General features: G+C 71.8%; 24 protein-coding genes. 13 read left to right on the forward strand and 11 right to left on the reverse strand.

Features of this window, described 5'->3' with window-relative positions:
• Positions 1-20: 20 nt before the first annotated feature.
• From QP939_RS45700 to QP939_RS45730, 7 genes are read right to left on the reverse strand one after another with little or no spacing between them, the layout of a single operon-like run.
• Positions 21-1244, reverse strand: a complete 1224-nt coding sequence (locus tag QP939_RS45700) for a 2-hydroxyacyl-CoA dehydratase family protein (RefSeq protein WP_285453083.1) — start codon at positions 1242-1244, stop codon at positions 21-23.
• On the reverse strand, positions 1241-2254 hold the full coding sequence (locus QP939_RS45705; protein ID WP_285453084.1) for a 2-hydroxyacyl-CoA dehydratase family protein: 1014 nt from the start codon (positions 2252-2254) through the stop codon (positions 1241-1243). The genes QP939_RS45700 and QP939_RS45705 overlap by 4 nt, the downstream gene beginning before the upstream one ends.
• The gene (locus tag QP939_RS45710) at positions 2251-3489 is read right to left on the reverse strand and encodes a CaiB/BaiF CoA transferase family protein (protein WP_285453085.1); all 1239 of its coding nucleotides are present in this window, start codon (positions 3487-3489) and stop codon (positions 2251-2253) included. The genes QP939_RS45705 and QP939_RS45710 overlap by 4 nt, the downstream gene beginning before the upstream one ends.
• Positions 3486-4625, reverse strand: a complete 1140-nt coding sequence (locus tag QP939_RS45715) for a CapA family protein (protein ID WP_285453086.1) — start codon at positions 4623-4625, stop codon at positions 3486-3488. The genes QP939_RS45710 and QP939_RS45715 overlap by 4 nt, the downstream gene beginning before the upstream one ends.
• Positions 4622-5407, reverse strand: coding sequence for an amino acid ABC transporter ATP-binding protein (locus QP939_RS45720; RefSeq protein WP_285453087.1), 786 nt, complete (start codon positions 5405-5407; stop codon positions 4622-4624). The genes QP939_RS45715 and QP939_RS45720 overlap by 4 nt, the downstream gene beginning before the upstream one ends.
• Positions 5404-6279 (reverse strand): amino acid ABC transporter permease, encoded by an 876-nt coding sequence (locus tag QP939_RS45725; protein ID WP_285453088.1) that lies wholly within the window; start codon positions 6277-6279, stop codon positions 5404-5406. The genes QP939_RS45720 and QP939_RS45725 overlap by 4 nt, the downstream gene beginning before the upstream one ends.
• The gene (locus QP939_RS45730; RefSeq protein WP_285453089.1) at positions 6276-7193 is read right to left on the reverse strand and encodes a transporter substrate-binding domain-containing protein; all 918 of its coding nucleotides are present in this window, start codon (positions 7191-7193) and stop codon (positions 6276-6278) included. The genes QP939_RS45725 and QP939_RS45730 overlap by 4 nt, the downstream gene beginning before the upstream one ends.
• A gap of 200 nt (positions 7194-7393) precedes the next feature.
• On the opposite strand from QP939_RS45730, the gene QP939_RS45735 reads away from it, so the two are divergent.
• Entirely contained in the window at positions 7394-8374 is a 981-nt protein-coding gene (locus QP939_RS45735) for a PaaX family transcriptional regulator (protein WP_285453090.1), read from the forward strand.
• 262 nt (positions 8375-8636) lie between these two features.
• Complete coding sequence (locus tag QP939_RS45740; RefSeq protein ID WP_285453091.1) at positions 8637-9998, forward strand: glycoside hydrolase family 10 protein; 1362 nt, start codon at positions 8637-8639, stop codon at positions 9996-9998.
• A 46-nt stretch (positions 9999-10044) separates the two neighbouring features.
• Here QP939_RS45740 and QP939_RS45745 read toward each other — a convergent pair whose 3' ends face one another.
• Both QP939_RS45745 and QP939_RS45750 read right to left on the reverse strand, forming a co-directional pair.
• Positions 10045-10971: a glycoside hydrolase family 68 protein gene (locus QP939_RS45745; RefSeq protein ID WP_352249222.1), complete on the reverse strand. Its 927-nt coding sequence runs from the start codon at positions 10969-10971 to the stop codon at positions 10045-10047.
• The gene (locus QP939_RS45750; protein WP_352249225.1) at positions 10971-12020 is read right to left on the reverse strand and encodes a LacI family DNA-binding transcriptional regulator; all 1050 of its coding nucleotides are present in this window, start codon (positions 12018-12020) and stop codon (positions 10971-10973) included. The genes QP939_RS45745 and QP939_RS45750 overlap by 1 nt, the downstream gene beginning before the upstream one ends.
• A gap of 165 nt (positions 12021-12185) precedes the next feature.
• On the opposite strand from QP939_RS45750, the gene QP939_RS45755 reads away from it, so the two are divergent.
• The 8 genes from QP939_RS45755 to QP939_RS45790 all read left to right on the forward strand — a co-directional run bounded on the left by QP939_RS45755 (position 12186) and on the right by QP939_RS45790 (position 21091).
• Positions 12186-13505, forward strand: a complete 1320-nt coding sequence (locus tag QP939_RS45755; protein WP_352249228.1) for an ABC transporter substrate-binding protein — start codon at positions 12186-12188, stop codon at positions 13503-13505.
• 5 nt (positions 13506-13510) lie between these two features.
• A complete protein-coding gene (locus QP939_RS45760; RefSeq protein WP_285453093.1) occupies positions 13511-14458 on the forward strand; it encodes a carbohydrate ABC transporter permease in 948 nt (315 codons plus the stop codon).
• Positions 14455-15270: a carbohydrate ABC transporter permease gene (locus QP939_RS45765; RefSeq protein ID WP_285453094.1), complete on the forward strand. Its 816-nt coding sequence runs from the start codon at positions 14455-14457 to the stop codon at positions 15268-15270. Before QP939_RS45760 ends, QP939_RS45765 begins: the two co-directional genes overlap by 4 nt.
• A 17-nt stretch (positions 15271-15287) precedes the next feature.
• Positions 15288-16178 (forward strand): helix-turn-helix domain-containing protein, encoded by an 891-nt coding sequence (locus QP939_RS45770; protein ID WP_285453095.1) that lies wholly within the window; start codon positions 15288-15290, stop codon positions 16176-16178.
• Between the two features lie 58 nt (positions 16179-16236).
• The gene (locus QP939_RS45775) at positions 16237-16695 is read left to right on the forward strand and encodes an SRPBCC family protein (RefSeq protein WP_285453096.1); all 459 of its coding nucleotides are present in this window, start codon (positions 16237-16239) and stop codon (positions 16693-16695) included.
• Positions 16696-17148: 453 nt separating this feature from the next.
• The gene (locus tag QP939_RS45780) at positions 17149-17988 is read left to right on the forward strand and encodes an ABC transporter ATP-binding protein (protein ID WP_434219609.1); all 840 of its coding nucleotides are present in this window, start codon (positions 17149-17151) and stop codon (positions 17986-17988) included.
• 47 nt (positions 17989-18035) lie between these two features.
• Positions 18036-19013, forward strand: coding sequence for an ABC transporter substrate-binding protein (locus tag QP939_RS45785; protein ID WP_285453097.1), 978 nt, complete (start codon positions 18036-18038; stop codon positions 19011-19013).
• Complete coding sequence (locus QP939_RS45790) at positions 19013-21091, forward strand: iron ABC transporter permease (RefSeq protein ID WP_352249233.1); 2079 nt, start codon at positions 19013-19015, stop codon at positions 21089-21091. The genes QP939_RS45785 and QP939_RS45790 overlap by 1 nt, the downstream gene beginning before the upstream one ends.
• A gap of 4 nt (positions 21092-21095) precedes the next feature.
• Here the strand turns inward: QP939_RS45790 and QP939_RS45795 are convergent, their stop codons facing one another.
• Together QP939_RS45795 and QP939_RS45800 are read right to left on the reverse strand one after the other, a co-directional pair.
• Positions 21096-21410, reverse strand: a complete 315-nt coding sequence (locus QP939_RS45795) for a hypothetical protein (RefSeq protein WP_285453098.1) — start codon at positions 21408-21410, stop codon at positions 21096-21098.
• Positions 21411-21459: 49 nt separating this feature from the next.
• Entirely contained in the window at positions 21460-22074 is a 615-nt protein-coding gene (locus QP939_RS45800; protein WP_285453099.1) for a TetR family transcriptional regulator, read from the reverse strand.
• Positions 22075-22191: 117 nt separating this feature from the next.
• Between QP939_RS45800 and QP939_RS45805 the strand changes: the two genes are divergently transcribed.
• From QP939_RS45805 to QP939_RS45815, 3 genes are read left to right on the forward strand one after another with little or no spacing between them, the layout of a single operon-like run.
• Positions 22192-23724 carry an acyl-CoA synthetase gene (locus QP939_RS45805; RefSeq protein WP_285453100.1) on the forward strand — a complete coding sequence of 511 codons (1533 nt, stop codon included), beginning with the start codon at positions 22192-22194 and terminating at the stop codon, positions 23722-23724.
• 11 nt (positions 23725-23735) lie between these two features.
• A complete protein-coding gene (locus QP939_RS45810) occupies positions 23736-24728 on the forward strand; it encodes an LLM class flavin-dependent oxidoreductase (RefSeq protein ID WP_285453101.1) in 993 nt (330 codons plus the stop codon).
• Between the two features lie 11 nt (positions 24729-24739).
• On the forward strand, positions 24740-25495 hold the full coding sequence (locus tag QP939_RS45815; RefSeq protein ID WP_285453102.1) for an SDR family NAD(P)-dependent oxidoreductase: 756 nt from the start codon (positions 24740-24742) through the stop codon (positions 25493-25495).
• The last annotated feature ends 23 nt before the right edge of the window (positions 25496-25518 follow it).

Raw genomic sequence — 25518 nt, forward strand, 5'->3', positions numbered from 1 at the left:
CGGAAGTCCTTTCCGGACGGTCAGGTCAGTTCGTCGAGCCACGCGGTCATCCGCGCGGTCAGGTCGTCGCCGGTGCGGGCGTCCACGTTGTCCGCGTGCAGTTCCAGCACCGGGATCCCGGCGGCCCGCAGCGCTCGGGTGGTGAAGTAGCTGCCGCGGGCGTCGTCGGACACGAGGTGCACCACGCCGTCGACGCCGTGGTGGCGGGCTTCCTTGACGTACCACTCGGCCGACCACGGCGGCGTGTAGAGCTGGTCGCTGAACGCGGCGAACCGCGCGGCGAGGGCGCGCAATGGGTCGTCGCCGTAGCGCAGGTAGCCGTCCGCCGCGATCGCGAGGTACATCGACCACACGAACACCGCGCCGTGCGACTCCTGGAACCGCCGGTAGAAGCCGAGGTCGAACCACAGGCCGCGGCCGATCCACATCAGCCGCAGGCGCTCGTCGGGGCACACGGCGACCCCGGCGTCGATCCGGTCGCGCACCTCGTCGTGGAAGGCGCGGGCGGCGTCGCGCGCCCACTCGGTGCCGCGGTGCCACTGGGGCACCATGACGCTCGGGATGCCGTCGGTGACGGCGATCGGGCACGGCCGGGCGGCGGCGATGAGGTCGCGGGTGCGCCGGTTCCACTCCTGCTGCTCGTTGACCAGGTCCAGGACCTCGCGGAACCGCGTCTCGGAGAACACCCGGCCGGTCGTCTGCTCGAGGTACCGGATCAGCCCGGTCAGCTCGCCGGTCAGCAGGTCGAGGCGGTCGCTCCCGATGGCCTCCTCCCAGCGGTGCGGCATCAGCTCCCACCACCGCTCGGGCACGGCGTTCTCCGCCGCGCTCTCCAGGGGGTAGTAGGTGACGCCGGGGCGGGCGTCCCAGACGTCGAAGATCTTCCGGGCCGCGTCGCCGGTCGTCTCGCCGAGCACGATCGACGGCGTCGGCAGCCCGCCCCACGGCGCCTGCGCGGGGTCGTCCTCGAACGCCGACGCGAGCGAAGTCGCGCTGTACTGCTCGATGTAGTCGGGGTAGCCGCGGTCGCGCAGCAGGCCGAGGTAGCGCTGGGTCTGGCGTTTCGCCGCGACGATCGACGCCCACCACTGGTTGACGACGTACGGGATCCCCATCGCGCGGAAGATCTCCTGCGGCGCGTCGGCGTTCACCAGCGCCAGCGGGCCGCCCTCGGCACGCACCCGGGCGAACCACTCGCGCTGGTAGGCGGTCGCGGTGGTCGCGGACGCCAGCCGGTCCGTCATGCCGCCGCTCCCGCCGGGAGCAGGGCGGCGAGTGCCTCGGCGGTCAGCTCGCCGTACGGCTGCCGCTCCGCCAGGACCGCCCGCAGCCCGGTGGCGGCCCGCTGCTCGGGGAAGTCCCACGGCGGGGCGTCGTCGTGGATGCGCGCGTAGGAGAACAAAACCTCCGCGTCACAAGCACGCGCGGCAGCGGCGGTGTGCGCCGCGCGCTGCCGGATCGAGGAACGCGGCGCGGCCGGGCCGTTGTACTGGTACCGCTCGGCGAGCGCGAGTTCGGTCGGGGCCGCGCAGGTGCGGGCGAAGAGCAGCTCGCCCCAGTCGTGGTCCTCCCCCACGACGAGGAATCCGCTGCTTTCGAGGGTTTCGTACACCGCCGGGGAGTCGTGGGAACTCCCGGTGAGGAACAGCCGCACCCCGTCGACCTCGGGCAGGTCGGCGGCGAGCATGCTGTCGACGAGCGCGGTGGCCTCGGTGACCGGCAGCGCGGTCGTCGCGGCGACGACTTCGAGGAACCGGGTGCCGCTCAGCCGGTTCGCCCGGCGCAGCTCGGCGAGGTGGGCGAGCGACCGTCGCAGGGTGTCGTGGGCGGTGATGGCCGCGGCGAGGTCGTCGTCGCCGATGGGCCGCCACTGCCCCAGCCACTCGCGCAGCTGGGCGATCTTCGCGTGGACGTACCGGGTGGTGGTGTGGTGCGGCAGGTGCAGGACGTCGACCAGGCGCACCGGCGGCAGCCGCAGCTCCGGCTCGACGCGGTGCAGCTCGCGCAAGGCGTAGAACAGCCGCAACGAGGCTTCGCAGTCCCGGGAGACGACGATGGCCTCCAGCGGCCCGTAGTCCCCGGTGAGGATCCGCGTCAGGATCGACCGGGCGACCGGGTCCACGCCACGGCCCAGGTAGCGGTCGCCCAGGGCGCTGTCCTCGCCCGGCTTCCCGGCCAGCCGCTTCGGCAGCAGCCCGGCCGCGGTGATCAGTTCGACCGGGACGTCGGCGCCGACATACCCGACGGTGCTCAAATGACCGCCTCCGACACGAGCTCCGCCAGCTGTTCTTCGGTGTAGCCGAGCAGGTCGCGGTAGACGTGCTCGTTGTGCTCCCCCAGACCCGGCGCGGGCCGGTCGAGGGAGACACGGGCGGCGGAGAACCGGATCGGCACGCCGGTCCCGGCCAGGTCGGCGACGGCGCCGTGCCGCGGGTGCCGCAGCGGCACGACCTCTTCACGGGCCAGTACCAGCGGGTCACGTACCGCGTCACGCGGTTCGCGAACCTCGGCCGCGGGAACGCCTTCGGCGGTGAACGCCGCGAGGATCTCGGCCAGCGGCCGCGTCCGGCACCAGTCGCGGATGAGCTCGTGCAGTTCGTCGGCGGCGCGGACCCGCTGGTCACGCGTGCGGTAGCGGTCGTCCTCGGCCAGTTCGGGACGGCCGATCGCGCGGAGCACGCCGTGGGCGAAGGCGTCGGTCGGGGCGCAGAGCGCGAGGTGGCCGTCGGCGGCGGGGAGGATCCCGAACGGCGCCAGCCGCGGCACCATCGAGCCGGTGCGCTGCGGCAGGCCGACCGCCTCGAAGGCGTCGAACGGCTCGCACGCGACCAGCGACGTCAGGGCGCCCAGCATCGACACGTCGACATGCTGACCTTCGCCGGTGTGCTCGGCCTGCAGGAGCGCGGACACCGTGCCGATCACGGCGAACAGCGGCGCGAGCAGGTCGCCGATCGGCAGGCCGAAGCGGACCGGGCCCTCGTCGGGCTCGCCCGCCGTCATCATCACGCCGCTCAGGGCCTGGATGATCGAGTCCATCGCCTTGCCGGACCCCGGCCCGCCCTGGGCGCCGAACCCGCTGATCGAGGTGTAGACGAGCCGCGGGTTCAGTTCCCGGACGCGCTCGTAGGAGATGCCGAGCCGGTCGGTGACGCCCGGGCTGTAGTTCTCGACGAGCACGTCGGCGTCGCGCACGAGGTCGGTGAACACGGCGTGGGAGCGCGGGTTCTTCAGGTCGAGGGTGACGCTGAGCTTGTTGCGGCCGCGCAGCAGCATCGACACCGACAGGTCGTCGTCGTGGCGGCGGGCGAGGTTCAGCCCGTCGCGGCCGACGTAGGGCGCGTTGTTGCGCGAGGAATCCCCGCCGGTGGCGGGGTTTTCGACCTTGATCACGGTGGCCCCGAGCCCGGCGAGCAGCAGCGTCGCGTACGGCCCGGCGAGCGCGGTGGTCAGGTCGATGACGGTGCGGCCGGCCAGTGGCTGGTCGGTCATGCGGGAACCCCCTCGGAAAGGTCGACGAGCACTTCGGTGCCGCGGGTGGTGAACCGGCCGTTGAGCCGCGCGCCGCGGGTGATGTCCTCGACGTAGCGGGTGACGGCCTCGCCCCGGGTGGTGCCGCCGACCGGCACCGGACGGCCCTGGTCGTCTATCCAGCAGGGCACGAACCCCGCTTCGCGCAGGCCGCTTTCGTCGAAGCGGCAGAACGCGATGGCGGTGTTGCGGCTTTCGGGGTGGAACGGGAAGAACGGCATGTCCGGGTCGGGCGCGAAGCCGTACAGTTTCGTCCGGCGTTCGGCCCACGCGCGCAGTTCGTCCGCGCCCACGCCCGCCCCCGGCGTCAAGGCGTGGGTGACGGTGGCGAAGTTGCCGAGCCCGTGGAAGATCGGCCGTCCTCTGTGGACTTCGATGCCGCGCATGATGTGCGGGTGGTGGGCGAAGACGGCGTCGGCACCGGCGTCGACCGCCGCCCGCGCGAGCGGGGTTTCGTACATCGCGACGACGACCGGGGTGTGCCCGACGCCCTTGTGCAGCGAGACGAGCACGACGTCGGCTTCCTGCCGCAGGCGGCGGATGTCGTCGGCCATCGCGTCGACGCTCTCTGGGTCGGCGAAGGTGTAGATCTTCGGCGGCCCGCCCGGGCTGGCGTGGTCCAGCTCGTAGTGGGTCAGGACGTGGACGTACGCGCAGCCGGGCTTGCGGGACGTCGCCCACGACTCGCGCGGGCCGACGCAGTTGTAGGACAGCACGCCGATGCGCAGCCCGCCGCGTTCGACGATCGCCGGACGGCGGGCCTCGGCGAGGTTCGACCCGGCCCCGGCCGTCACCATGCCCGCCGCCCGGGAGTACGCGATCGTGTCGGCCAGGCCGCCGTCCCCGGCGTCCAGGATGTGGTTGCCCGCCAGCGTGACGACCGCGAACCCGGCGTCGGCCACCGCCTTCAGCGCTTCGGGGTCCGCGGGCGGCGCGGGGACGTCGGTGCTGTGCTGGACCGCCGTGGTCGAGTGCGGCACCTCGACGTGCCCGATCGCCAGGTCCATCCCCCGCAGCACCGGCGCGGCCGGGGCGAGGAAGGACTCCGGCTCCGGCTCGTCCAGGATGAGGTCGCCGACGGCGCCGACAGTGATCACGAAACACCCTCCGATTCGGACAGATGGCGGGACAGGAAGGCACGCAGGCGCTCGGTCCGCGGGCGCGCGAACAGCTCGTCCGGCGGGCCCTCCTCGACGATCCGGCCCGCCTCCATGAACACGCACCGGTCGGCGACCTCGCGCGCGAACGCCATTTCGTGCGTGACGACGACCATCGTGGTGCCCGCCGCGGCGAGGCCGCGCAGCACGGCCAGCACCTCGTCGACCAGTTCGGGGTCGAGCGCGCTGGTCGGCTCGTCGAACAGCATGATCCGCGGCCGGACCAGCACGGCCCGCGCGATGGCGACCCGTTGCTGCTGCCCGCCCGAGAGCTGCCGCGGGTAGTGGTCTTCGCGGCCACCCAAGCCGATGCGCTCGAGCAGCTCGCGGGCCTCGGCCTCCACAGTGGACCGGTCGCGGCCGTGCACGCGGATCGCCGCGTCGGTCACGTTGCGCAGCACGGTGAACTGCGGGAACAGGTTGAACTGCTGGAAGACCATGCTCATCCGGCGCCGCTGGACGGCGATCCGCCGCTCCCCCAGCGCGCGCAGGCCGCCAGGCGAACGCCGGTAGCCGAGCAGCTCGTCGTCGAGGTACATCGCGCCGCCGTCGATGGGCTCGAGCTGGTGGGCGCAGCGCACGAGCGTCGACTTGCCCGACCCCGACGGCCCGATGACCACCACCGTCTCGCCCTCGTGCACGGCGAGGCTGACCCCGGCCAGCGCGGTGACCGAGCCGAACTCCTTGCGGACCTCCTCGAGCCGCAGCACCGGGGCGCTCATCGGACGCTCCGGTGGCCGCGGGAGAACCGGCGTTCCAGGCGTCGCTGCCCGGCCGTGAGGACGGTGACCACGACCAGGTACCAGAAGCAGGCGACCAGCAGCATCGGCACGATCTCGTAGGTGCGGTTGTAGATCACCTGCACCGAGTGCAGCAGGTCCGACATCGCGATGACCGACACGAGCGCGGTGCCCTTGAGCACGTTGATGAACTGGCTGCCCGCCGGCGGGATGATCACGCGCATCGCCTGCGGCAGCACGATCCGCAGCAGCGTCTGGCCCGGCGGGTAGCCCATCGCGCGGGCCGCGTCGCGCTGTCCGGGGTCCACTGAGGACACCCCGGCGCGGAAGATCTCCGCCAGGTACGCCGACTCCACGAGCGACAGGCCGATCACCGCGGCGGTCAACGGCGTGATCACGGAGTTGGCGTCCCAGGTGCCGAAGACCGGGCCGAACGGGATGCCGATCGAGAGCTTCGGCAGCAGGTAGGCGAGGTTGAACCAGAAGATCAGCTGCACCAGCGGCGGGATGCCGCGGAACAGGCCCACCCACAGCGTCGCGACCCAGCGGGCCGGGCCGAAGCCGCTCAGCTGCATCGCCGCGACCACGCCACCGGCCAGCGAGCCGAGCACCATCGCCGCGACCGCGAGCAGCACGGTCGTGCCCAGGCCCGCCATGACACTCTTCTCGAACAGGTACTTCGCGACGACGTCCCACTGGAAGCGGGAGTTGCCGACCAGGAAGACGGCCAGCTGCGCGGCCAGCACCACCAGCACGAGCACGAACAGCCAGCGCAGCGGGCGGAAACGGCCGCGGGCTCCGGCGACGTCGTCGCGGGGTGGCGCCGTCTGCTCCATTGTGGATGCCGTGGTCATTTCGCCGACGCCACGTCGAACAGCGGCTGCGGGACGGTGACCTCGTCCAGGCCCCACTGGTGCATGATCCGGGTGTAGGTGCCGTTGCGGAACAGCTCCTCGAAAGCCTTCTGCAGCACCGGGCCGAGCTTCGTGGCCTTCGGGGTGTACAGCGCGAGGTTGTCCTTCGTGGCGCCCTGTTCCTCGGTCTGCGTCACGTACTCGTACTGGCCCTTCTGCTGGGTGGTCACGTCGATCGCGGCGGCCTGGGTCATCCCGGCGGCCTCGGCCCGGCCGGACTTCGCGGCCAGCAGGGTGGCGTTCGTGTCGTCGAGCCCGACCACCTGCACGGCCGGGCGCTGCTGCTTCTCGCAGAACGCCGACAGCTTGCCGAGCTGGTCTTCCACGACGCTGGCGGTGACCACCGCGACGCGCTTGCCGCACAGGTCGGCGGCCTGCTTGATGCCCGCGGACGAGCCGGTGGGGACCACATAGGACGTCCGGGTGGTCATCCAGGTGACGGTGTCGAACTGCTTCTCGCGTTCGGCGGTGGCCTTGACCGGCCCGTTGAAGGCGTCGTAGCGGCCGCTGAGCATGCCCTGCAGCGCGGCCGGGAGCCCGCTGACGATGGTCGTTTCCGTGCGCACGCCGAGGAGCTGGCCGAGCGCCTGCTGGAAGTCGTGGTCGATGCCGGTGACGGTCTTGCCGTCCGGGCCGACGGTCCGGTACGGCGGGTGCGAGTCGCCGGCGAACCGGAGGAGGCCGGCGTCCTTGACCGCCTGCGGCAGCTGGTCGTGCAGGGCCGGGATGGTCGTGAGGGCGGCGGCGGTGGGCGCGGACGCGGCGCCGTCGTCGACCGTGCAGCCGGCCAGGACGAGTCCCGCGGCGACCGCGGCGAGCGTGCTTCGACGCCATTGACGAAGTGAGGAACCCATGTCGTTTTCTTCCTGCGGAAGGCCGTCCGAGCCGGACGGCGCGGGAACCCGGGAGTGATTGGTTGCTATCTGGGCGCCGATCGTCGCATGATGTGTCGCGTGATTCAACCCCTCGATGTCCGGGCCCGGCCGCGGCTGCCACGATGGACCCCCGCGGCGGACCGGCCGCCGGGACCGATTCGGAAAGAGGCAGGCGCGCGATGACCACGGGCCCGCTGCCCCGCGCTCAGCAGGGAGCCGAACCGCAGCTGCTCCTGACGTCCCTGCTCGGCGACTTCTGGTACTGGCGCGACGAGCACATCCCGTCGGCCGCGCTGGTGGAGCTGCTCGGCGAGTTCGACATCAGCCCGGCGAGCGCACGGGCGGCGATCCGCCGTCTCGCCGCCCGTGGGCTGCTGACGGTGTCGCGCAGCGGCCGCACGACGGCGTACGGCATCCCGGCCAGGACGTCCGAGGTGATCATCGAGCGCACGCACCGGATGCTGACGTTCGGCACGACCGCGCCGGACTGGGACGGGCAGTGGACGGTGGTCACGTTCTCGGTGCCGGAGCAGGACCGCGGGCTGCGCACGGCCCTGCGGTCGCGGCTGCGGGTGCTGCGGTTCGCGGCGCTGTACGACGGGGTGTGGGTCAGTCCCCACGACCTGGCGGAGCCGGCGCTGGAGGCGTTGCGCGAGCTGGATCTCCGCAGCGCGACGGTGTTCCGCGCGACGGAGGTCCCGGGCTCGGCCGCGGCGGCGACGGCGTTCGACCTGGAGCCGCTGGCCCGGGAGTACGAAGGGTTCGTCGACCGTTACGAGGAGGTGCTGACGGGCCTGGACGCGGGCTTGATCAGCCCGGCGCAGGCGTTGCGCACGCGCACCGAGCTGCGCGTGGACTGGCGCCGGTTCCCGGAGACCGATCCGGACCTGCCCGCCGAGCTGCTGCCGCCGGAATGGGCGCGCGACCGGGCACAGAAGGTGTTCCTGCAGATCTACGACCGGCTGGGGCCGCTCGCGGAGCTGCGGTTCCGGCAGGTGCTGGCCGCCACGGACCCGGCGTTGGCGGAGCTGGCATCCCACCATGATTCGGCGAAGGTGGCGGCGTTGTTCGCCGAGCTCGGCGACCGGCACCCGGCGGGAGACACACCGTTCGAGCAGGCCGCGGAGGCCCGCAGGCTGGACGACGCCCGGCGGCGGTGAAGGCGGAGGTTTCGGCGGCGGACGGGATTCGCCTCCCGGCAGCGCTCGGCGGCCATCAACCGGCGCGGGCGACCCGCTTCCGGCGCCGCACGAACCCGCGCCCGCCCTGTTCGCCGACCTCACCCCCCACCACCCCGGCAAAGGCACCACTTCCCGCGCCGCACGTTCCGAAAGTCGATCGAAACTCTTTGCGGGCCGCCGAAGATCCGTGTTGTGCTGCTCGCGGTAAGTGACTTCGGGGGGCTTCGGAAGGAGACCACGGATGGCGAGAAGTGCGGGCCCGCGCGGCAGGTGGTGGCGGTCGCCGGTCAGCCGGGCGCTGGCGGGCGTGGCCAGCGTGGCCGTCACGACGGCGGTTCTGGTGACGGCTCCCGGAGCCGACGCCGCCGCCAGTACGTTGGGAGCCGCGGCCGCGCAGACCGGCCGGTACTTCGGCACCGCGATCGCCGGCAGCAGGCTCGGTGACTCGACCTACACCACGATCGCGTCGCGCGAGTTCAACATGGTGACGGCCGAGAACGAGATGAAGCCCGACGCGACCGAGCCCAACCAGAACCAGTTCAACTTCTCCGCGGGCGACCAGATCTACAACTGGGCGACGAGCCACGGCGCCAAGGTCCGCGGCCACACCCTCGCCTGGCACGCGCAGCAGCCGGGCTGGATGCAGAGCATGGGCGGCAGCACCCTGCGCAACGCGATGATCAACCACATCCAGAAGGTCATGGCCCACTACCAGGGCAAGCTGGCCTACTGGGACGTCGTCAACGAGGCGTTCAACGAAGACGGCAGCCGCCGGTCGTCGAACCTGCAGAGCACCGGCAACGACTGGATCGAGGTCGCCTTCCGGACCGCCCGCGCGGCCGACCCCTCGGTCAAGCTCTGCTACAACGACTACAACATCGACAACTGGAACTACGGCAAGACGCAGGGCGTCTACAACATGGTCCGGGACTTCAAGTCCCGCGGCGTCCCGATCGACTGCGTCGGCCTGCAGTCCCACTTCACCGGCGGCAGCTCCGTGCCGAGCAACTTCCAGACGACGATCTCCAGCTTCGCCGCCCTCGGGGTCGACGTGGCGCTCACGGAGGTCGACGTCACGAACGCGTCCACCTCGCAGTACTCGGCGCTCACGCAGGCGTGCATGAACGTCGCGCGGTGCGTCGGCATCACGGTGTGGGGCGTGCGCGACAGCGACTCCTGGCGGTCCAATGAAAGCCCGCTCCTGTTCGACGGCGGCGGCAACAAGAAGGCCGCCTACAACTTGGTGCTGAACGCCCTGAACAGCGGCACCGGCACGCCGACGACCACCCCGACCACCCCGACCGGACCGACGACAACGCCGACCACGCCGGGCGGCGGGAGTTGCACGGCCTCGCTTTCGGCCGGGCAGTCCTGGAGCGACCGGTACAACCTCAACGTCTCGGTCAGCGGCTCCAGCACGTGGACGGTGACGATGACCGTGCCGAGCCCGGCGCGGATCAGCGCCACCTGGAACATCAGCGCCACGTGGCCCAGCAGTCAGGTGCTCGTCGCCAAACCCAACGGCAACGGCAACAACTGGGGCGTCACCATCCAGCACAACGGCAACTGGAACTGGCCCAGCGTCAGCTGCAGCGCCTCCTGAGGCAGAGGACACCGCACGGGCTCGGCGGGCCCGTGCGGTGTTCTCGTCAGTGCGCCCGCAGCCCGTCGGCAGCCGTGTAGCCGACGGCGATCGGGTCGGACAGCTCCCCGGCGAACGCACCGTCGCGTTCGGACACGAAACCGATGAGATGCCACCGGTCTTCGGCGTCGCGGACCAAGCGGGGCGCGTACAAGCCGGGGCACGGGACCGGCCGGGCGAGCGACAAGTCCCACGGGCCGGTCAGGGACGGGCCGGGCACCACCCACACCGAATCCGACGGCGCCCGGACGCCGAGGTTGCTGCAGAAGAGCAGCAGCGGCTGCCCATCGACGACGGCGACCTGCGGTGCCTCCAGGTGGCCGAAGCCGTCGGGTCGGGTGAGCGGCGGCCCGGCCGTCCAGTTCAGCAGGTCGGGCGAGGTGGCGTGGCCGATCACCCCGCGGTGCAGTGGGTCGCCGTCCTTCGCGTGGGCGGTGAGCACCATGTGCCAGCCGTCGCCGCCGGGGGCGCGGAACACCCACGGGTCCCGCCACGCCTCGCCCGGCCAGTCCGTGCGGTCGCCCAGCTCGTACCAGGTCGGGTCGGGCTCGACCAGCGGCTTGGTCCCGTGGCGGTGCCACGTGTACAGGTCGTCCGAGATCGCGAGGCCGATGCGCTGCGCCGCGTAGCCGCCGCCTTCGTCGCGGACGCCGGTGTAGAACAGGTACCAGCGCCCGTCCTCGCCGCGGACGACCGAGCCGGTCCAGGTCGCGAGGTCGTCCCACGCCGGTGCGTCGGACGGGACGAGCGCGTCGGCGACGAGGTCCCAGTTCCGCAGGTCGCGGGAGACCGCGTGGCCGATCGACGCCCGCCGGTGGCGCCGTTCGGGATCCAGCAGCGCCCGGGACGCGCGCAGGAAGAAGACGTGGTGCAGGCCGTCGTCGTCCGTGGTGTACCAGCTGTCCCACACCCAGTGGTCGGGCAGGCGCAACATCAGGAGACCTCCGCCCGCGCGACCGACGCGCGGGTGCGCAGCGGCATCGGGACGCGGTGCACGGACCCTTCGCCCGGCGTCCCGTCGATCTGGCCGAACAGCGCGTCGACCGCCCGGCGGCCGAGCTCGTAGTGCGGCAGGGCCACCGTGGTCAGCTGGGGGCGCATCCACGAAGCGAGCGGGTGGTCGTCGAACGAGACGACCGAGACGTCGTCCGGGACCGACAGCGACGCGTCCCCCAGCGCCTGGTAGGCGCCGAACGCGAGCCGGTCGTTGAGGCAGATCAGGGCCCGCGGGGTGGTGCGGGCGAGCAGGTCGCGCGTCGCGGCGAAGCCTTCCTCGGGCTGCCAGTCCCCGCACCGGACTCCCCCGGCGAGCTTCGCCCCGGCCGCGTCGAAGACCTCGCGGATGCCGACGAGCCGTTCCACCGCGGCGACGCTGTCCCGCGGCACGTTCCGGACCCCCGGCCCGGCCCCGATCACGTGGACGCCTTCGCGGTGCCCCGCTTCGAGCAGCACCCGCGCGGCCGTGCGGCCGGCCTCGACTTCGTCCGGCACGACGACGGGCAGCGGCGACGCCGTCTTCGGCACGGCGTTGAGCAGGACCGCGGACGTCGTGCGCAGGGCGTCGGGCACCGTGATGCGCCTGGTGTACATCGAGGCGAAGATGATCCCGTCGACCTGGCGGTCGTGCATGCCTTGCAGCAGCGCGTGTTCCAGCTTGCCGTCCCCTTCGGACTCACCGATGAACAGCAGGACACCGCGGTCTCGCGCCGCTTCGATGGCACCCTTGATCATGTCGCCCGCCAGCCGCGAGGTGGCGACCGTGTCGGAGACGAAGCCGATGGTCATCGTGCGCCCGGTGCGCAGCCCGGACGAGACGATGTTCGGCCGGTAGCCCAGTTCCCGCGCGGCTTCTTTGATGCGGTCCTGGACCGCTTCGGAAATCCGCAGTTCCGCACCGCGCCCGGACAGCGCCAGTGACGCGGTGCTCCGCGAAACCCCCGCTGCCTCGGCGACGTCGGCCAGCGTGACCCGTCGTGGGCTCAACGTCGCACCCCGCCTTCCCGTCGGCGTCCTTGACACCGGCTTGTCCGATCACCGAGACTACCGTTGCTAACTCGGTTTAGCAAGGTCGAGTCCCCTGCTCGGCCGGTGAATCCCCTTGCGACGGAGGAGACGACGTTGTCCCGTCGAACACCCATCAGCGCCCTGTTGACCATGACACTGGCCGGGACCTTGGCCGTCGCCTGTTCCGGGCCGGGCAGCAGTGCGGGGCCGGGCGATGCCTCGGCCACGGCGGTCACCGCGGAACCGACGTGCGGGAGCGCGCCGGTCACGATGCGCGGCTACTTCGAGACCGGGTTCCCGATGGCCAAAGCGCTCACCGACGAGTTCACGAAGCAGTTCCCGAACGTCAAGTGGGACGTCCGCGAAGACCAGTTCGCGGTGATCACCCAGAACGCGCCACGCGTCCTCGCCGACGACCCGCCGGACCTGATGCGCCTGCCCCAGCTGTCCGAACTGGTCAAGGACGGGCTGCTGAAGAACCTCGACGGCTACGCGAAGTGGTTCGCCTGGGACAAGTGGCCGCCGGGACAGCTTTCGCAGCTGCGGATGGGCCCCGGTGGGCGGCCGCGCGGGGAAGGCTCGCTCTACGCGATGGGCCTGAACTTCAGCATGACCGGCGTCTTCTACAACAAGCAGCTCGCGGCCCGGATCGGGATGACGACGCCGCCGTCGACACTGGCCCAGCTCGACGAGGCCATGGCGAAGGCGAAGGCCGCGGGCATCCAGCCGATCCAGCAGTTCAACGGCGGCGCCACCGGCGGCCTGGCCTTCCCGCTGCAGGACCTCATGGCGTCCGTGGGCCAACCCGGGCCGATCAACGACTGGATCTTCCAGAAGCCCGGCGCCACCATCGACACCCCGGCCGCCCTCCAGGCCGCACAGCACCTCGAGCAGTGGATCAAGGCCGGGTACTTCGCGCCGGACGTCAACGCCGTCGACTACGCGCAGATGGTCAGCCGGTTCACCGCGGGCCAGGGGTTGTTCAGCTTCAACGGCGACTGGGAGTCGGCCAACCTGGACAAGCAGATGGCCGGGAACGTCGGGTTCTTCCCGATGCCACCCGCGCAGGCGGGTGCCAAGCCCGCGGCCATGGCGGCACCCCTCACGGTCGGGATCAGCGCCAAGGCACCGCACGCCGACTGCGCGGCCTTCTTCCTCAACTGGGTGGCCACCAACGCGAAGGCGCGGGACGTCGCCGTCGCGACCGGCGGCTCGCACCCCATGGGCCCCGCCGACGCGCCGCTGCCGCCGGTCAAGGCGGGCACGGTGACGGCGGGGACGCTCGAAGCCGCCGCGCAGGTCGACAAGGACGGCACCGCGATGGACTTCATCGCCAACGCGACCGGCGCGATCTACGCCAAGAGCTGGACCCCGCAGCTGCAGAAGCTGGTCTCCGGCGAGCAGACGCCGGACGGGCTGCTGAAGTCGGTGCAGCGCGACTACACCGACCAGGTGGGCAGCTGAGCCGGATGTCCAGTGAACTGCTCACGACCGGACGTCCACCGTCCACTGTGGTGGCGGGGCCACCGGCGCGCCGACGCCGGCGGTTCCGCCGCGCCGGCTGGGCCGGCTGGCTCTTCGTGGCCCCGGCACTGGTCTTCTACGCCGTGTTCGTGCTGCGGCCGATCGTGTTGACCGTCCAGTACTCCTTCTACGACTGGAACGGCATCGGCGCGTCCACCTGGGTCGGGTTCGACAACTACGCGAAGGTGTTCCGCGATCCCGAGCTGTACCAGTCGATCCTGCACGCGGTCGAGCTGATCCTGTTCTTCAGCGGCATCCCCGTGCTGCTCGGGCTGGCGATCGCCGCGACGATCCGGCGGATCGCGGCGAGCCGCCTCGCGCTCGTCGCCCGGACGGTCCTGTTCCTGCCGCAGGTCATCCCGCTCGTCGCGGCCGGCATCGCGTGGACGTGGCTGCTGTCGGCGACCGGCGTGGTCAACCAGCTGTTCTCCGCGCTGGGGCTCGGGACCGTGTCGAAGGCCTGGCTCGGCGACTCCTCGACCGCGTTGCCCGCGGTCGGGGTGATCGGCGCGTGGGTCCTGCTCGGCCTGTGCATCCTGCTGTTCCTGTCCGGCATGAGCAAGATCGACCCGGCGCTGTACGAGGCGGCCCGCATCGACGGCGCCGGGGTGGTCCGGGAGTTCTTCGCCATCACGGTGCCGAGCCTGCGGCAGGAGATCGGGGTCTGCGTCACGGTGACGATGATCGCGGCGCTGGCGAGCTTCGACATCGTGTACGTGTCCACCCAGGGCGGTCCCGGCAACGCCACCATGGTGCCGGGGCTGGAGATCTACTACCTCGCGTTCTCGCAGCGGGAGGTCGGGCTGGCGTCCGCCTTGGCGGTCGTGCTCATGGTGCTGGTCCTCGGGCTCGTCCTGCCGATCCAGCGCGTTTCGAGGGAGGACAAGGCGTGAAGACCACGGGCTTGACCGGGCGGATCCTGCTCGTCGTCCTGATGGCGGCCACGCTGCTGCCGTTCGTGAGCCTCTTCGTGACCGCGCTGCACCCGTCCGGCACCTATCCGTCCGGTTTGGACTGGCCGCGCGATCCGCAGTGGGGCAACTTCCTGCGCGCGTTCGAGGTGGCCCGGCTCGGCGAGTTCCTGAAGTCCAGCGTCCTCATCGTGCTCGGCGTCGTCCCGGTGTCGCTGCTGATCGCGACGATGGCCGGGTTCGCGACCGGTCACCTGCGGATGCCCGGCGGCCGCGCGGTGTTCCTGCTGTTCGTGCTCGGCCTGACGCTGCCGTTCGAGGGGATCATCACCCCGCTGTACTTCCAGGTGCGGGACCTGGGCCTGCTCAACACGCGGTGGGCGATCATCCTGCCGTTGATCGGGCTGTACATGCCGTTTTCGGTGTACTGGATGCGCGCGCACTTCGTGACCATGCCGCAGGAGCTGTCCGAAAGCGCCCGCGTCGACGGGGTCAGCACGTGGCAGCTGTTCTGGCGCATCCACGTCCCGCTGGCGAAACCGGCGCTGTCGTCGCTGGGCATCCTGCTGTTCCTGTGGACGTGGAACCAGTTCCTGCTCGCGATCGTGCTGGTCGACGAGCCGACCCGGCGGACGATGGCCGGCGCGCTGGGTGCGTTCCAAGGGCAGTGGGGCACCGACATCCCGCTGCTGTGCGCCGGGTCGCTGCTGATCCTGACGCCCACGCTGGTGGTCTTCCTGATCTTCCAGCGCCGGTTCGTGACGGCGCTGTTGCAGGGCTCGCTGAAGGGCTGACCGGTAGCCTCGGGACCATGGTGTTCGACTCGGCCCGGTTCGACCTGCGGCCCTACACCGGGTTCGAGACGGACCGCTACGTCCGCCGGACGTTCTGCAGCTGGGAGCACGCGGGCTGGCGGTCGTTGCTCGTGCAGCGGTTCGAGCACGTCCCGGTCGCCGAGGACATGGCCCTGCCCGCCGCGGCCGACCTGCACCTGGTGCTGCCGGTGTCGGGGCGGGCCGAGCTGCGGACGCGCGACGGCGGCCGGGCCGTGGCCACCCGGTGGGTGCCCGGCCGGGTCCAGCTGGGCGTCCCGCACCAGTCCACGGTCCGCTCGTACCGCGGCGACGCGGAGATGCGCAGCGTCCAGGTGCACATCCCGCGCGACACCGTCGACGCGACCGTGGCCCGCCTGGGCGGCGACGTCCCGGACTTCGAGGCGATGGCGGCGTCCGTCGCCGCCGGCGACCCGCTGCTCGAAGAAGCCGTGCGGGCGCTCGGCTCCGCCGGCGCGGCCGACGACCTATACGCCGAGACCGCGGCCGCGTTCCTGACGACGCACCTGCTGACCCGGCACGGGCGGCTGCGCACCGGACGTTCGCCGGCGCGGGAAGACGCCCGGACGCGCGCGGCCGTCGCGTTCCTGCGCGAGCGGCTGGCCGAGCCGGTCACCCTGGCCGACGTCGCCGCCGAGGTGCACCTGTCGGTGTACCACCTGGTCCGCGTGTTCCGGGCGGCGACCGGGCAGACCCCGCACCGGTTCCTGACCGCGTTGCGCGTCGACGAGGCGAAACGGCTGTTGCGCGAAACCGACCTGCCGCTCGAACGCATCGCCCCGCGATGCGGTTTCGCCACCCCCGGCGCGCTGTCGGTGGCGTTCCTCCGGCACACGGGCACCCGCCCGTCTGCCTACCGCAATTCCTGACCGGCACACCGCAATCCCGTGCCTGGGCCGCGACCGGCGCCCGCCCTAGCCTGCGTTCATGACCCAGCAGTCGTACGACGTCACCGCCGAATCCGCGGCGCCGCCCGCCGCCGTGTGGGCGTTGCTGCTCGACCCGCACAGCTGGCCGTCGTGGTCGCGGATCGACGCACTGGAGGCGGCGCGGTCGGCCGGGCTCTCCCCCGACGGCCGGGACCGCGTCGGGGCGGTGCGCGCGTTCCGGACCGGGAACGTCATCAGCCGGGAGCGGATCACCGCGCTCAAGCCGGAACGCCGGTTCGCCTACGAGGGGGTCGAGAACCCGCGGATGGCGGGCTACGAGGCGGCGGTCGAGCTGACGGCGCTGCCGGGCGGCGGCACCCGGATCCGGTGGCACGGCACCTACTCGACGCGGAACGGGCGGCTCTTCCAGTGGTACCTGCGGCGGTTCATGCGGGGGATGGCGGCGGGGCTGGCCGAGCACGCCGCCGCCCGGGCGGGTGCGGTGCCCGGCGCGTGAATCGGCGGCCCGCGCCCAGGTGAGGACCACCGCCGGTCGCGGCCAGGCGGTTCTCGCGCGGCAGGTCAAGGCCGAACCGCCGCGTCGGCCCGGCGAGGCCCACGCCGCCCGGGACCGGGAGCCGGGCGCGCCAGTTCGCCGCCGAGCCAGCCGGGGCGGCCTGGCCACCCCGCCGCCGGGCCTCAGAGGCGTGCGCGCCTCGCTGCCGAATCGCGGGGGTGGGCCGGGCGAGACCCAGCCGCCCCGCCGCCCGGGCGGAAGCGGTGCCCCGCGCGGGACCGTCGCCGGTAGCAGCGAGGCGGCCCCGCGCACCAGTTCGCCGCCGAATCACCGGGTCGGCCAGTCAAGGCCCACGCCGCCCGCGGCCCGGGGGCGCGGAAATCCGGTAAACCGGACAATGTGCCGGTCGCCACAATACTGGATACTTAGGTAAGCCTGACCTATCGTTCTCGCGTGTCCCTGGTCCCCCGCCACACTGATACCGGTGTGCACGCCCGCGAGGTCGACGTCGCCTACGGCAGCGATGTCGTCGTGCGTGCCGCCTCCCTCTCCCTGCACGCCGGCACCGTCACCGCGCTGATCGGGCCCAACGGCAGTGGGAAGTCGACGCTGCTGCGTGCCCTCGCGCGGCTGCACCCGCCGGTCGCCGGCTCTGTCACCTTCGCCGATGGTGCCGACCTGCGCGCACTGTCCGGAAAGGACATCGCCAAGCGGATCACCCTGCTCTCGCAGCAGCGGACCGCGCCCGGCGGCGTGTGCGTGCGGGAGCTGGTCGAGTTCGGCAGGCACCCGCACCGGTCCCGCTGGGGCGGCCGCGACCCCGAAGGGCCCGCCGCCGTCGAGCGCGCGCTGGAGCTGACCGGCCTGACCGCCCTCGCCGAGCGGCCCGTGCAGGCCCTCTCCGGCGGGCAGGCGCAGCGCGTGTGGCTGGCGAGCTGCCTGGCCCAGGACACCGCGCTGCTGCTGCTCGACGAGCCCACGACCTTCCTCGACCTGCGCTACCAGGTCGAGATCCTCGACGTCGTCCGCGATCTCGCCGACCGGCACGGCGTCGGGGTCGGCGTCGTGCTGCACGACCTCGACCAGGCCGCCGCCGTCGCCGACCGGGTGCTGCTGCTCGAAGGCGGCCGGGTCACCGCGGAAGGCCGCCCCGCCGACGTGCTGACCTCGGAACACCTCACCCGGGCCTACGGCATCCGGGTGGACGTCGTCGTCGACCCGGCCGACGGGCGGATCCACACCCGCGCGGTCGGCCGCTTCAACGACGCGAAAGCGCGCGCCGCGTCGGTCTGACCGGTGCGCCGAAATCGGCTGAGTCGTTCACCGACAAGGAGAAACACATGCGGATCACCCGGCTGGTCCTCGGCCTGTCCGCGGCCGCCACGTTCTTCGTGGCCGCCTGCGGCACCACCGAGGAGCCCGCGAGCAACGCCGCCGCCACGAGCGGCACCGGCCCGGTCACGGTCGTCGACTCGCGCGGCAAGGAGGTGAAGCTGCCCGGCCCCGCCAAGCGCGTCGCGGCGACCGAGTGGAACGCCGTCGAGCACCTGGTGTCGCTCGGCGTCATGCCGGTCGGGGTCTCCGACATCAAGGGCTACGGCCAGTGGGTGAGCGCCGCGCCGCTCGACGCCACCCCGAAGGACATCGGCACCCGCGGCGAACCGAGCCTCGACACGCTCGGCTCGCTGGGGCTGGACCTCGTCGTCGTCACCGACAGCGTCACCGAGGGCGCGCTCGAGCAGATCGAGGCGAAGGTGCCGGTGGTCGTCATCAAGGGCGGCGACGCCAAGGACCCGATCAACGGCATGTACGCCGGTCTCGACGTGATCGCGAAGGCCACCGGGACCGAAGCGAAGGCCGCGCAGCTCAAGGCGGAGTTCGAGCAGAAGCTCACCGCGGGCAAGGCCGAAGTCGAAAAGCTCGGCGCGCTCGGCCAGAAGGTCGCGTTCTCCGACGCCTACGTGACTTCCGGCTCGGTCAGCATCCGCCCCTTCACCAAGGGCGCGCTGGTGTCGGCGGTGTTCGGCAAGCTCGGCCTCGAAACCGCCTGGACGATGGAGGGCGACGCGACCTACGGGCTCGCGAAGGCCGACGTCGAAGGCCTGACCCAGCTGCCCGACGTCCGGTTCTGGTACCTGGCCAACGACGCCGAAGGCGACCCGTACCAGAAGGAGCTGGCGGGCAACGCGATCTGGCAGAACCTGCCGTTCGTCAAGAGCGGCAAGGTGCACCGCTTCCCGGACTCCCTCTGGTTGTTCGGCGGCCCGAAGTCCATGGCGCAGTTCGTCGACGCGGCCGTCGCCGCCTTGAAGGGCTAGTGGCCACGCTGACCGAGCCGCCCGTCGTCACCGTCCGGCGGCACGGGCGGCTCGCCCTGCTCGGCACCGGGCTCGCCGCGCTGCTCGTGCTGGGTTCGGCCGTGCACCTGACGCAGGGCACCGCGAACCTGGACGCGCTGGACGTGCTGCGGCTGGTGTTCGGCGGCGGAACCGGCGACACGACGGCGATCGTCGTCGAGTCGCGGCTGCCGCGGTTGCTCGCCGCGCTGGTCGTCGGAGCCGCGCTCGGCGTGGCCGGTGCGGTGCTGCAGTCGGTGTCCCGCAACCCCTTGGCGTCGCCGGACACCCTCGCGGTCAACGCCGGGGCGCACCTGGCGGTCGTCGCGGTCGCGGCGTTCGGCGTCTCGCTGCCGCTGCTCGGCGCGACCGGGGTCGCGTTCGCGGGCGGGCTCGCCACGGCCGTGTTCGTGCTCGCGCTGTCCGGCACCGGCGGCGCCGGGATCGTGCGGCTGGTGCTGGCGGGCACCGCGATCGCGCTGGCGCTGGTCTCGGTGACGCAGGTCCTCCTGCTGCTGTACGCCCAGGAAACGCGTGGCCTGTTCGCGTGGGGCGAGGGAGCGCTGGAGCAGAACGGGCTCGCCGGGGTCCGCACGCTCGGACCGGTCGTCGGCCTCGCACTGGCGGCGTTGCTCGGGATGGCCCGGCGGCTCGACCTGATCCGGATCGGCGAAGACCACGCCCGGACCTTGGGTGTCCACGTAGGACGGTCGCGGTTCGCGGCGATCACGCTGGCGGTGCTGCTGGCCGCGGCGGCGGTGACCCTGGCCGGCCCGATCGGGTTCGTCGGCCTCGCCGCGCCGGCACTGGCCCGGCTGCTGACGTCCGCGGTCCCGGGCCTGCACCGGCACGCGGCCCTGCTCCCGTTCTCCGCGGCGCTGGGCGCGGCCCTCCTGCTGGGCGCCGACGTGCTGCTCCGCTCGATCGCCGGTCCGCACCAAGCCCTGGAGGTGCCGACGGGCGTCGTGACGACGATCCTCGGCGCGCTCTTCCTCGTGGTGCTGGCCCGCACGACCCGCATCTCCTCGGCGACCGCCGAGCCGCCCGCGGCGGGCGCGCGAGGCGGCGTGAGTGCCCTCCGGTTCCGGGTGACGCTCATCGTGCTGGCCCTCGCGACGGTCGGCGTCGCGGTGGGCGCGGTCCTGCTGGGCGACGCGAAACTGCTGCTCGGTGACGTCGTCAACTGGGTCACCGGCCAGGCGGGCCCGCTCGTCACCGGCGTGCTGGACACCCGCGTCCCGCGCGTGGTGGCGGCACTGCTGGCGGGCGCGGCGTTGGCGCTGGGCGGGGCGCTGACCCAGGCGGTCGCCCGCAACCCGCTGGCCGAGCCCGGGATGATCGGCGTCGTGGGCGGCGCGGGCCTCGGCGCGGTCGCCGCGCTGACCTTGGTGTCCGGCGTCGGGTTCTGGACGCTGACCGGATCGGCGGGCCTGGGTGCCGCGCTGGCGATGGCCGTGGTCTTCGCCGTGGCGGCCCGAGGTGGCTTCGCGAGCGAACGCCTGGTGCTGATCGGCTTCGGCGTGCACGCGGCGGCACAGGCATTGGTGACGTTGCTGATCACCCTGTCCGACCCGTGGAACGAGACCAAGGCGCTGACCTGGCTGGGCGGCTCGACCTACGGCCGGACGTTCACCCACCTCGTCCCGATGGCGCTGGCGTTGCTGCTGGTGGCCCCGGTGCTGGTCCGCATGCGACGCGAACTCGACCTGCTGTCCCTGGACGACGAGACGCCGAGGGTGCTGGGCGTGCCCGTCGGCGGATCGCGCTTGCTGGTGCTCTCGTGCGCGGTCCTGCTGACCGGAGCGGCGGTGGCGGGGATCGGCGTGCTGACGTTCGTCGGCCTGGTGGCCCCGCACGCGGCCCGCGCGATCGTGGGCAGCCGCCACGCGCGCCTGCTGCCCACGGCGGCGTTGCTGGGCGCGGTCCTGGTCTGCACGGCCGACACGCTGGGCCGCACGGTCATCGCGCCCGGCCAGCTCCCGGCCGGGCTGATGACCGCGATCATCGGGGCGCCGTACTTCGTGTGGCTCCTCTACCGGCACCGCACGAAGTCCGCCTGAGCGGCTAGCGCCGGTCCTCCTGGATTCCGGTGTAGCGGCCGGGCATCACCAGGCAGTACAGGCCGCCGGTCTCGTTGGTCAGGCAGTAGACCGGCCGGTCCGAGCCGGAGTCCGTGGGGTCGCTCTGCTCGCCGACCTTCTGGATGGTGATGTGCTGCGGGTCCTTCGGCGGCGCGGGCGCGGGGCCCTTGTCCCAGGGGTGCCAAGCGAGCAGGCCACCGCCGATCCCGGCGACGAGGATCGCGAAGGCCAGCAGCCCGTGCCCGCGGCGGGGGTGCGCGGCGATCGGCTGGGGAGTGGGGGTTTCCGGGTGCGACATGGCCGACAGTCAACATCATCCGCGTCCACTGACACGGAGGTGGGCGCGCTCAGCCGACCAGGCGGGGAAACAGCTCGCGGACTCCGCGCCGCAGGTCGTCCAATGCCGCTTCCACGCCCGCGAGGTGCTTGAGCAGCGCCTGCTGGAACAACCCGTCGAACAGGGCGTACGCCTCGGCCGGGGTGCACGTCGGCTCGGCGCCCGCCAGCTCGGCGTACGCGCTCACGTTGCGCCAGATCATGTCCTGGAGGCTGTCGTCGATCTCGGCGACGTCGTCGCGGAACGCCTCTTCGTACAGCGACTGCGTGCGCAGGTCGTACCACATCCGGTGCATCAGCGGGGCCTCGCCCAGCGCGACCGCGAGCCCGTCCGCGCAGGCCGTCGCCAGCTCTTCCGGCGTCGCCGCCTCGCCGACGCCGCCCTCGTAGCGCTGGACGCACGCCGCCTTGTAGCGGCGCACGCAGTACGTGATCAGCTCGACCTTGTCGGCGAAGTAGTAGTGCAGCAGCCCGTGGGAGAACTTCGTGTGCTCGGCGATCGTGCGCAGGCTGGTGCGGGCGTAGCCGAGGTCGGCCAACGCCAGCAGCGCCGCGTCGGCGAGTTCCTGGCGGCGCGCCTCGAACTTGTCGGCCGGGGTGCGGCGCTTCACGGCTGCGCTGGTCACGCGGCCGAACATACCACCGGGTCGTTCTCTGACCAATCGTCCAAGAAATTCTTGACATTCGTCCAAACGGCGGCCATGGTCGTCACCAGCCGCCGGCGAAGTTCGGGAGGGACGACGATGTCTCTGTTCTTCTACCTGGAAAAAGGCGCCTCCCTGGACCCCGGGGCGCCCTGCCTGACCCTCGACGGGGTCTCCCGCTCCTACGGCGAGGTCGTCGAGCTCGCCGAGGCCGTCGCCCGCGCGTTGCGCCGCTCCGGCGTCGCCCCCGGGGACAAGGTCGGCATCCTCTCGGCCAACGACCCGACCGCGTTCACCTGCGTCTTCGGCATCTCTCGCGCCGGCGCCGTGTGGTGCCCGATCAACCCGCGGAACGCCGCGGGCGAAAACGCGGAGCTGCTCGACCTGTTCGACTGCACCACCCTGGTCTTCCAGCCCGCCTTCGACGAGCTCGTCGCCGCGATCGCCCCCAAGCTGCCGAAGCTGACCACGCTCGTCCGGCTCGGCGACGGCGACGACCTCGCCACCGGCTTCGACGACTGGCTCGACGCCGCCCTCGACGATCCGCCCGCCGAAGCCGCCCAGCCCGGCGACGTGGTCGCGCTGGTCGGCACCGGCGGCACCACCGGGCGCCCCAAGGGCGTCATGCTCACCGACCGCAACCTCGAGGTGATGTCGGCGATCACGCTGATGAGCTACCCCTTCGAGGGACGGCCGGTGTACCTGGCGCTGGCCCCGCTGACCCACGCGGCCGGCGTCCTGTGCTTCCCGGTGCTCGCCCGCGGCGGCGAGGTCGTGATCATGGCCAAGCCCGACGTCGGCCGGTTCCTCGAGCTGGTCGAACGCCACCGCGTCACCCACACGTTCCTGCCGCCGACGCTGATCTACCTCGTCCTCGGCCACGAAGCCCTCGACCGCACGGACCTGTCGTCCCTGCAGTGCTTCTGGTACGGCGCGGCCCCCATGTCGACGACCCGGCTGGCCGAGGCCCTCGACCGGATCGGGCCGATGGCACAGCTGTTCGGCCAGTCCGAGGCGCCGATGATGATCTCGACGATGTCGCCCGCCGAGCACCGGCGACCCGACGGCACCGTCCACACCGGACGTTTGTCGTCGGCCGGGCGGCCTTCACCGCTGGTCACGGTGGCGATCCTCGACGCGGCCGGAAAGCCCGTGCCGCAAGGGGAACGCGGCGAGATCTGCGTGCGCGGCTCGCTGGTGATGGCCGGCTACTACCGCAACCCCGAAGCCACCGCCGAGGCCTCCGCCCACGGCTGGCACCACACCGGCGACATCGGGTTCCTCGACGGCGAAGGCTTCCTGCACATCGTCGACCGCGCCAAGGACATGGTGATCACCGGCGGCTTCAACGTCTACTCCGCCGAAGTCGAACAGGCCGTGATGGCCCACGACGCGGTCCGCGACTGCGCCGTGATCGGCCTGCCCGACGACAAGTGGGGCGAACGCGTCACCGCCGTCGTCCAGCTGAGACCCGGCGCCGACCTGGACACCGGCGAGCTCATCGCGTTCGTCAAGGACCGCATCGGCAGCGTCAAGGCGCCCAAGCAGATCGAAGTCTGGCCCGAACTGCCGCGCTCGACCGTCGGCAAGGTCCTCAAAGCCGAGATCCGCACGACCCTCACCGCCCGCTGAAAGGGAACACCATGAAACTCGCGCTCTACCTGCCCAACTTCCGCGACAAGGTGACCGTGCGGGAACTCGAGGACCTCACCGCGCTGGCCGAGGACCTCGACTTCGACTCGGTCTGGACGCTCGACCGGATCATCGTCCCGGAGACCTCCGACACCCAGGAGATGCAGTACGCCTTCGGCATGATCGAGGGCTTCCCCAAGGGCCTCCCGGTGAGCTCGCGCGGCGAGTTCCTGCAGGGCATGCCGCTGATCCCGTGGCTCGCGGCGAAGACGTCGAAGGTGCGCATCGGGATGAGCATCATCGACACGCCGTACCGCTCCCCCGGCGTCCTCGCCGCGGAGCTGGCGACCATCGACCACCTCGCGAACGGCAGGCTCAACGTCGCCGTCGGGTCCGGCTGGATGCCCGAGGAGTTCGCCGCGGCGAGCGCGTCGCACATCTTTCCCAAGCGGCACAAGCACGTCCGCGAAACCCTGGAGATCATGCAGGGCATCTGGACCAACGACCTGTTCGAGTACCACGGCGAGTTCGCCGACTTCCAGCGCAGCGGGTTCGGTGCCAAGCCGGTGCAGAAGCCGCACCCGCCGATCTTCTTCAGCGGGCTCAAGGACGCCAAGCGCTCGGCGAGCCGGATCGCGAAGTACAACCTGTCCGGCTGGATCGGCATCCAGGACTCGCCGGACGACATCAAGAAGTGGCGCACCGAAATCCAGCGCGAGCTCGAAGCCCTCGACACCCCGCGCTCGGTCGACGACCTCGAGATCTCCAGCATGATCTGGTTCGTCATCACCGACGAGGACATGGACCAGTCGTTCCTCGGCAAGGGCACCAACCTGCTCGTCGGCTCGGAACGGCAGCTCACCGACCAGCTCAAGCGGTACAAGGAAGCCGGGCTGACGATGCCGTTCCTGTGGCCGCCCTTCCAGGACGTGCCGGTCGCGAAGACACTCGACGACATGAAGCGCCTGAAGGAAGAAATCCTGCCCAAGATCGAAGCGATGTGAGAGGAACCACCATGTCCGAACTCGAGGGAAAGCGCGTCTTCGTCACCGGATCGGGCGCGGGGATCGGCAAGGCGATCGCGGCGCTGTTCACCGAACGCGGCGCCCGCGTGGTGATCAGCGACCTGAACGCGGACGCGGCCAAGCAGGCCGCCGACGAGATCGGCGCGGCGGGCGTCGCGAACTGCGACGTCACCGACGAGGGTCAGGTGCAGGCCGCGGTCCAGCAGGCGGTCGACCTCCTCGGCGGCCTCGACGTCCTGGTCAACAACGCGGGGATCGAGGTGTCGTCGCCGCTGCTGCAGCAGTCCACCGAGAGCTTCGACAAGATCTTCGCGGTCAACGTCCGCGGCACGTTCGTGACGATGAAGGCGGCGATCCCGCACCTGGTCGAGGCCAAGGGCAACATCGTCAACATCGCCTCGATCGCGGGCATCGGCGGCAGCCCCCTGCTGGGCTCCTACTGCGCGACGAAGGCGGCGGTCATCCAGCTCACCCGCGTCGCGGCGGTGGAGATGCGGCCCACGGGAGTCCGCGTCAACGCGGTCTGCCCCGGTTTCGCGGACACCGCGATGGTGGAGCGGCTGGTCCCCGACTTCGAGGCGGCGACGCAGGTCCCGTTCGGCGACCTGGTCGCGGCCAAGCAAGGGCGGCTGGGCACCCCGCAGGACATCGCCGAGGTGACGGCGTTCCTGGCCTCGGACCGGGCCTCGTGGATCACCGGCAGCCACTACGTCCTCGACGGCGGCCTGACGGCGTCGCTGGTGTGACTCGCCGGGCCGGCGGGGTCGCG

It is taken from the genome of Amycolatopsis nalaikhensis, from assembly GCF_030264295.1.
Taxonomy (GTDB): Bacteria; Actinomycetota; Actinomycetes; order Mycobacteriales; family Pseudonocardiaceae; genus Amycolatopsis; species Amycolatopsis nalaikhensis.

Bases quoted from the DNA above. Each gene is read 5' to 3' on its own strand.
- QP939_RS45795 (WP_285453098.1), bottom strand. From the start codon at position 21,410: ATGTCGCACCCGGAAACCCCCACTCCCCAGCCGATCGCCGCGCACCCC.
- QP939_RS45770 (WP_285453095.1), top strand. From the start codon at position 15,288: ATGGTGTTCGACTCGGCCCGGTTCGACCTGCGGCCCTACACCGGGTTC.
- QP939_RS45720 (WP_285453087.1), bottom strand. From the start codon at position 5,407: ATGAGCGCCCCGGTGCTGCGGCTCGAGGAGGTCCGCAAGGAGTTCGGC.
- QP939_RS45745 (WP_352249222.1), bottom strand. From the start codon at position 10,971: ATGTTGCGCCTGCCCGACCACTGGGTGTGGGACAGCTGGTACACCACG.
- QP939_RS45735 (WP_285453090.1), top strand. From the start codon at position 7,394: ATGACCACGGGCCCGCTGCCCCGCGCTCAGCAGGGAGCCGAACCGCAG.
- QP939_RS45710 (WP_285453085.1), bottom strand. From the start codon at position 3,489: ATGACCGACCAGCCACTGGCCGGCCGCACCGTCATCGACCTGACCACC.
- QP939_RS45700 (WP_285453083.1), bottom strand. From the start codon at position 1,244: ATGACGGACCGGCTGGCGTCCGCGACCACCGCGACCGCCTACCAGCGC.
- QP939_RS45805 (WP_285453100.1), top strand. From the start codon at position 22,192: ATGTCTCTGTTCTTCTACCTGGAAAAAGGCGCCTCCCTGGACCCCGGG.
- QP939_RS45785 (WP_285453097.1), top strand. From the start codon at position 18,036: ATGCGGATCACCCGGCTGGTCCTCGGCCTGTCCGCGGCCGCCACGTTC.
- QP939_RS45760 (WP_285453093.1), top strand. From the start codon at position 13,511: ATGTCCAGTGAACTGCTCACGACCGGACGTCCACCGTCCACTGTGGTG.
- QP939_RS45740 (WP_285453091.1), top strand. From the start codon at position 8,637: ATGGCGAGAAGTGCGGGCCCGCGCGGCAGGTGGTGGCGGTCGCCGGTC.
- QP939_RS45730 (WP_285453089.1), bottom strand. From the start codon at position 7,193: ATGGGTTCCTCACTTCGTCAATGGCGTCGAAGCACGCTCGCCGCGGTC.
- QP939_RS45775 (WP_285453096.1), top strand. From the start codon at position 16,237: ATGACCCAGCAGTCGTACGACGTCACCGCCGAATCCGCGGCGCCGCCC.
- QP939_RS45810 (WP_285453101.1), top strand. From the start codon at position 23,736: ATGAAACTCGCGCTCTACCTGCCCAACTTCCGCGACAAGGTGACCGTG.
- QP939_RS45725 (WP_285453088.1), bottom strand. From the start codon at position 6,279: ATGACCACGGCATCCACAATGGAGCAGACGGCGCCACCCCGCGACGAC.
- QP939_RS45815 (WP_285453102.1), top strand. From the start codon at position 24,740: ATGTCCGAACTCGAGGGAAAGCGCGTCTTCGTCACCGGATCGGGCGCG.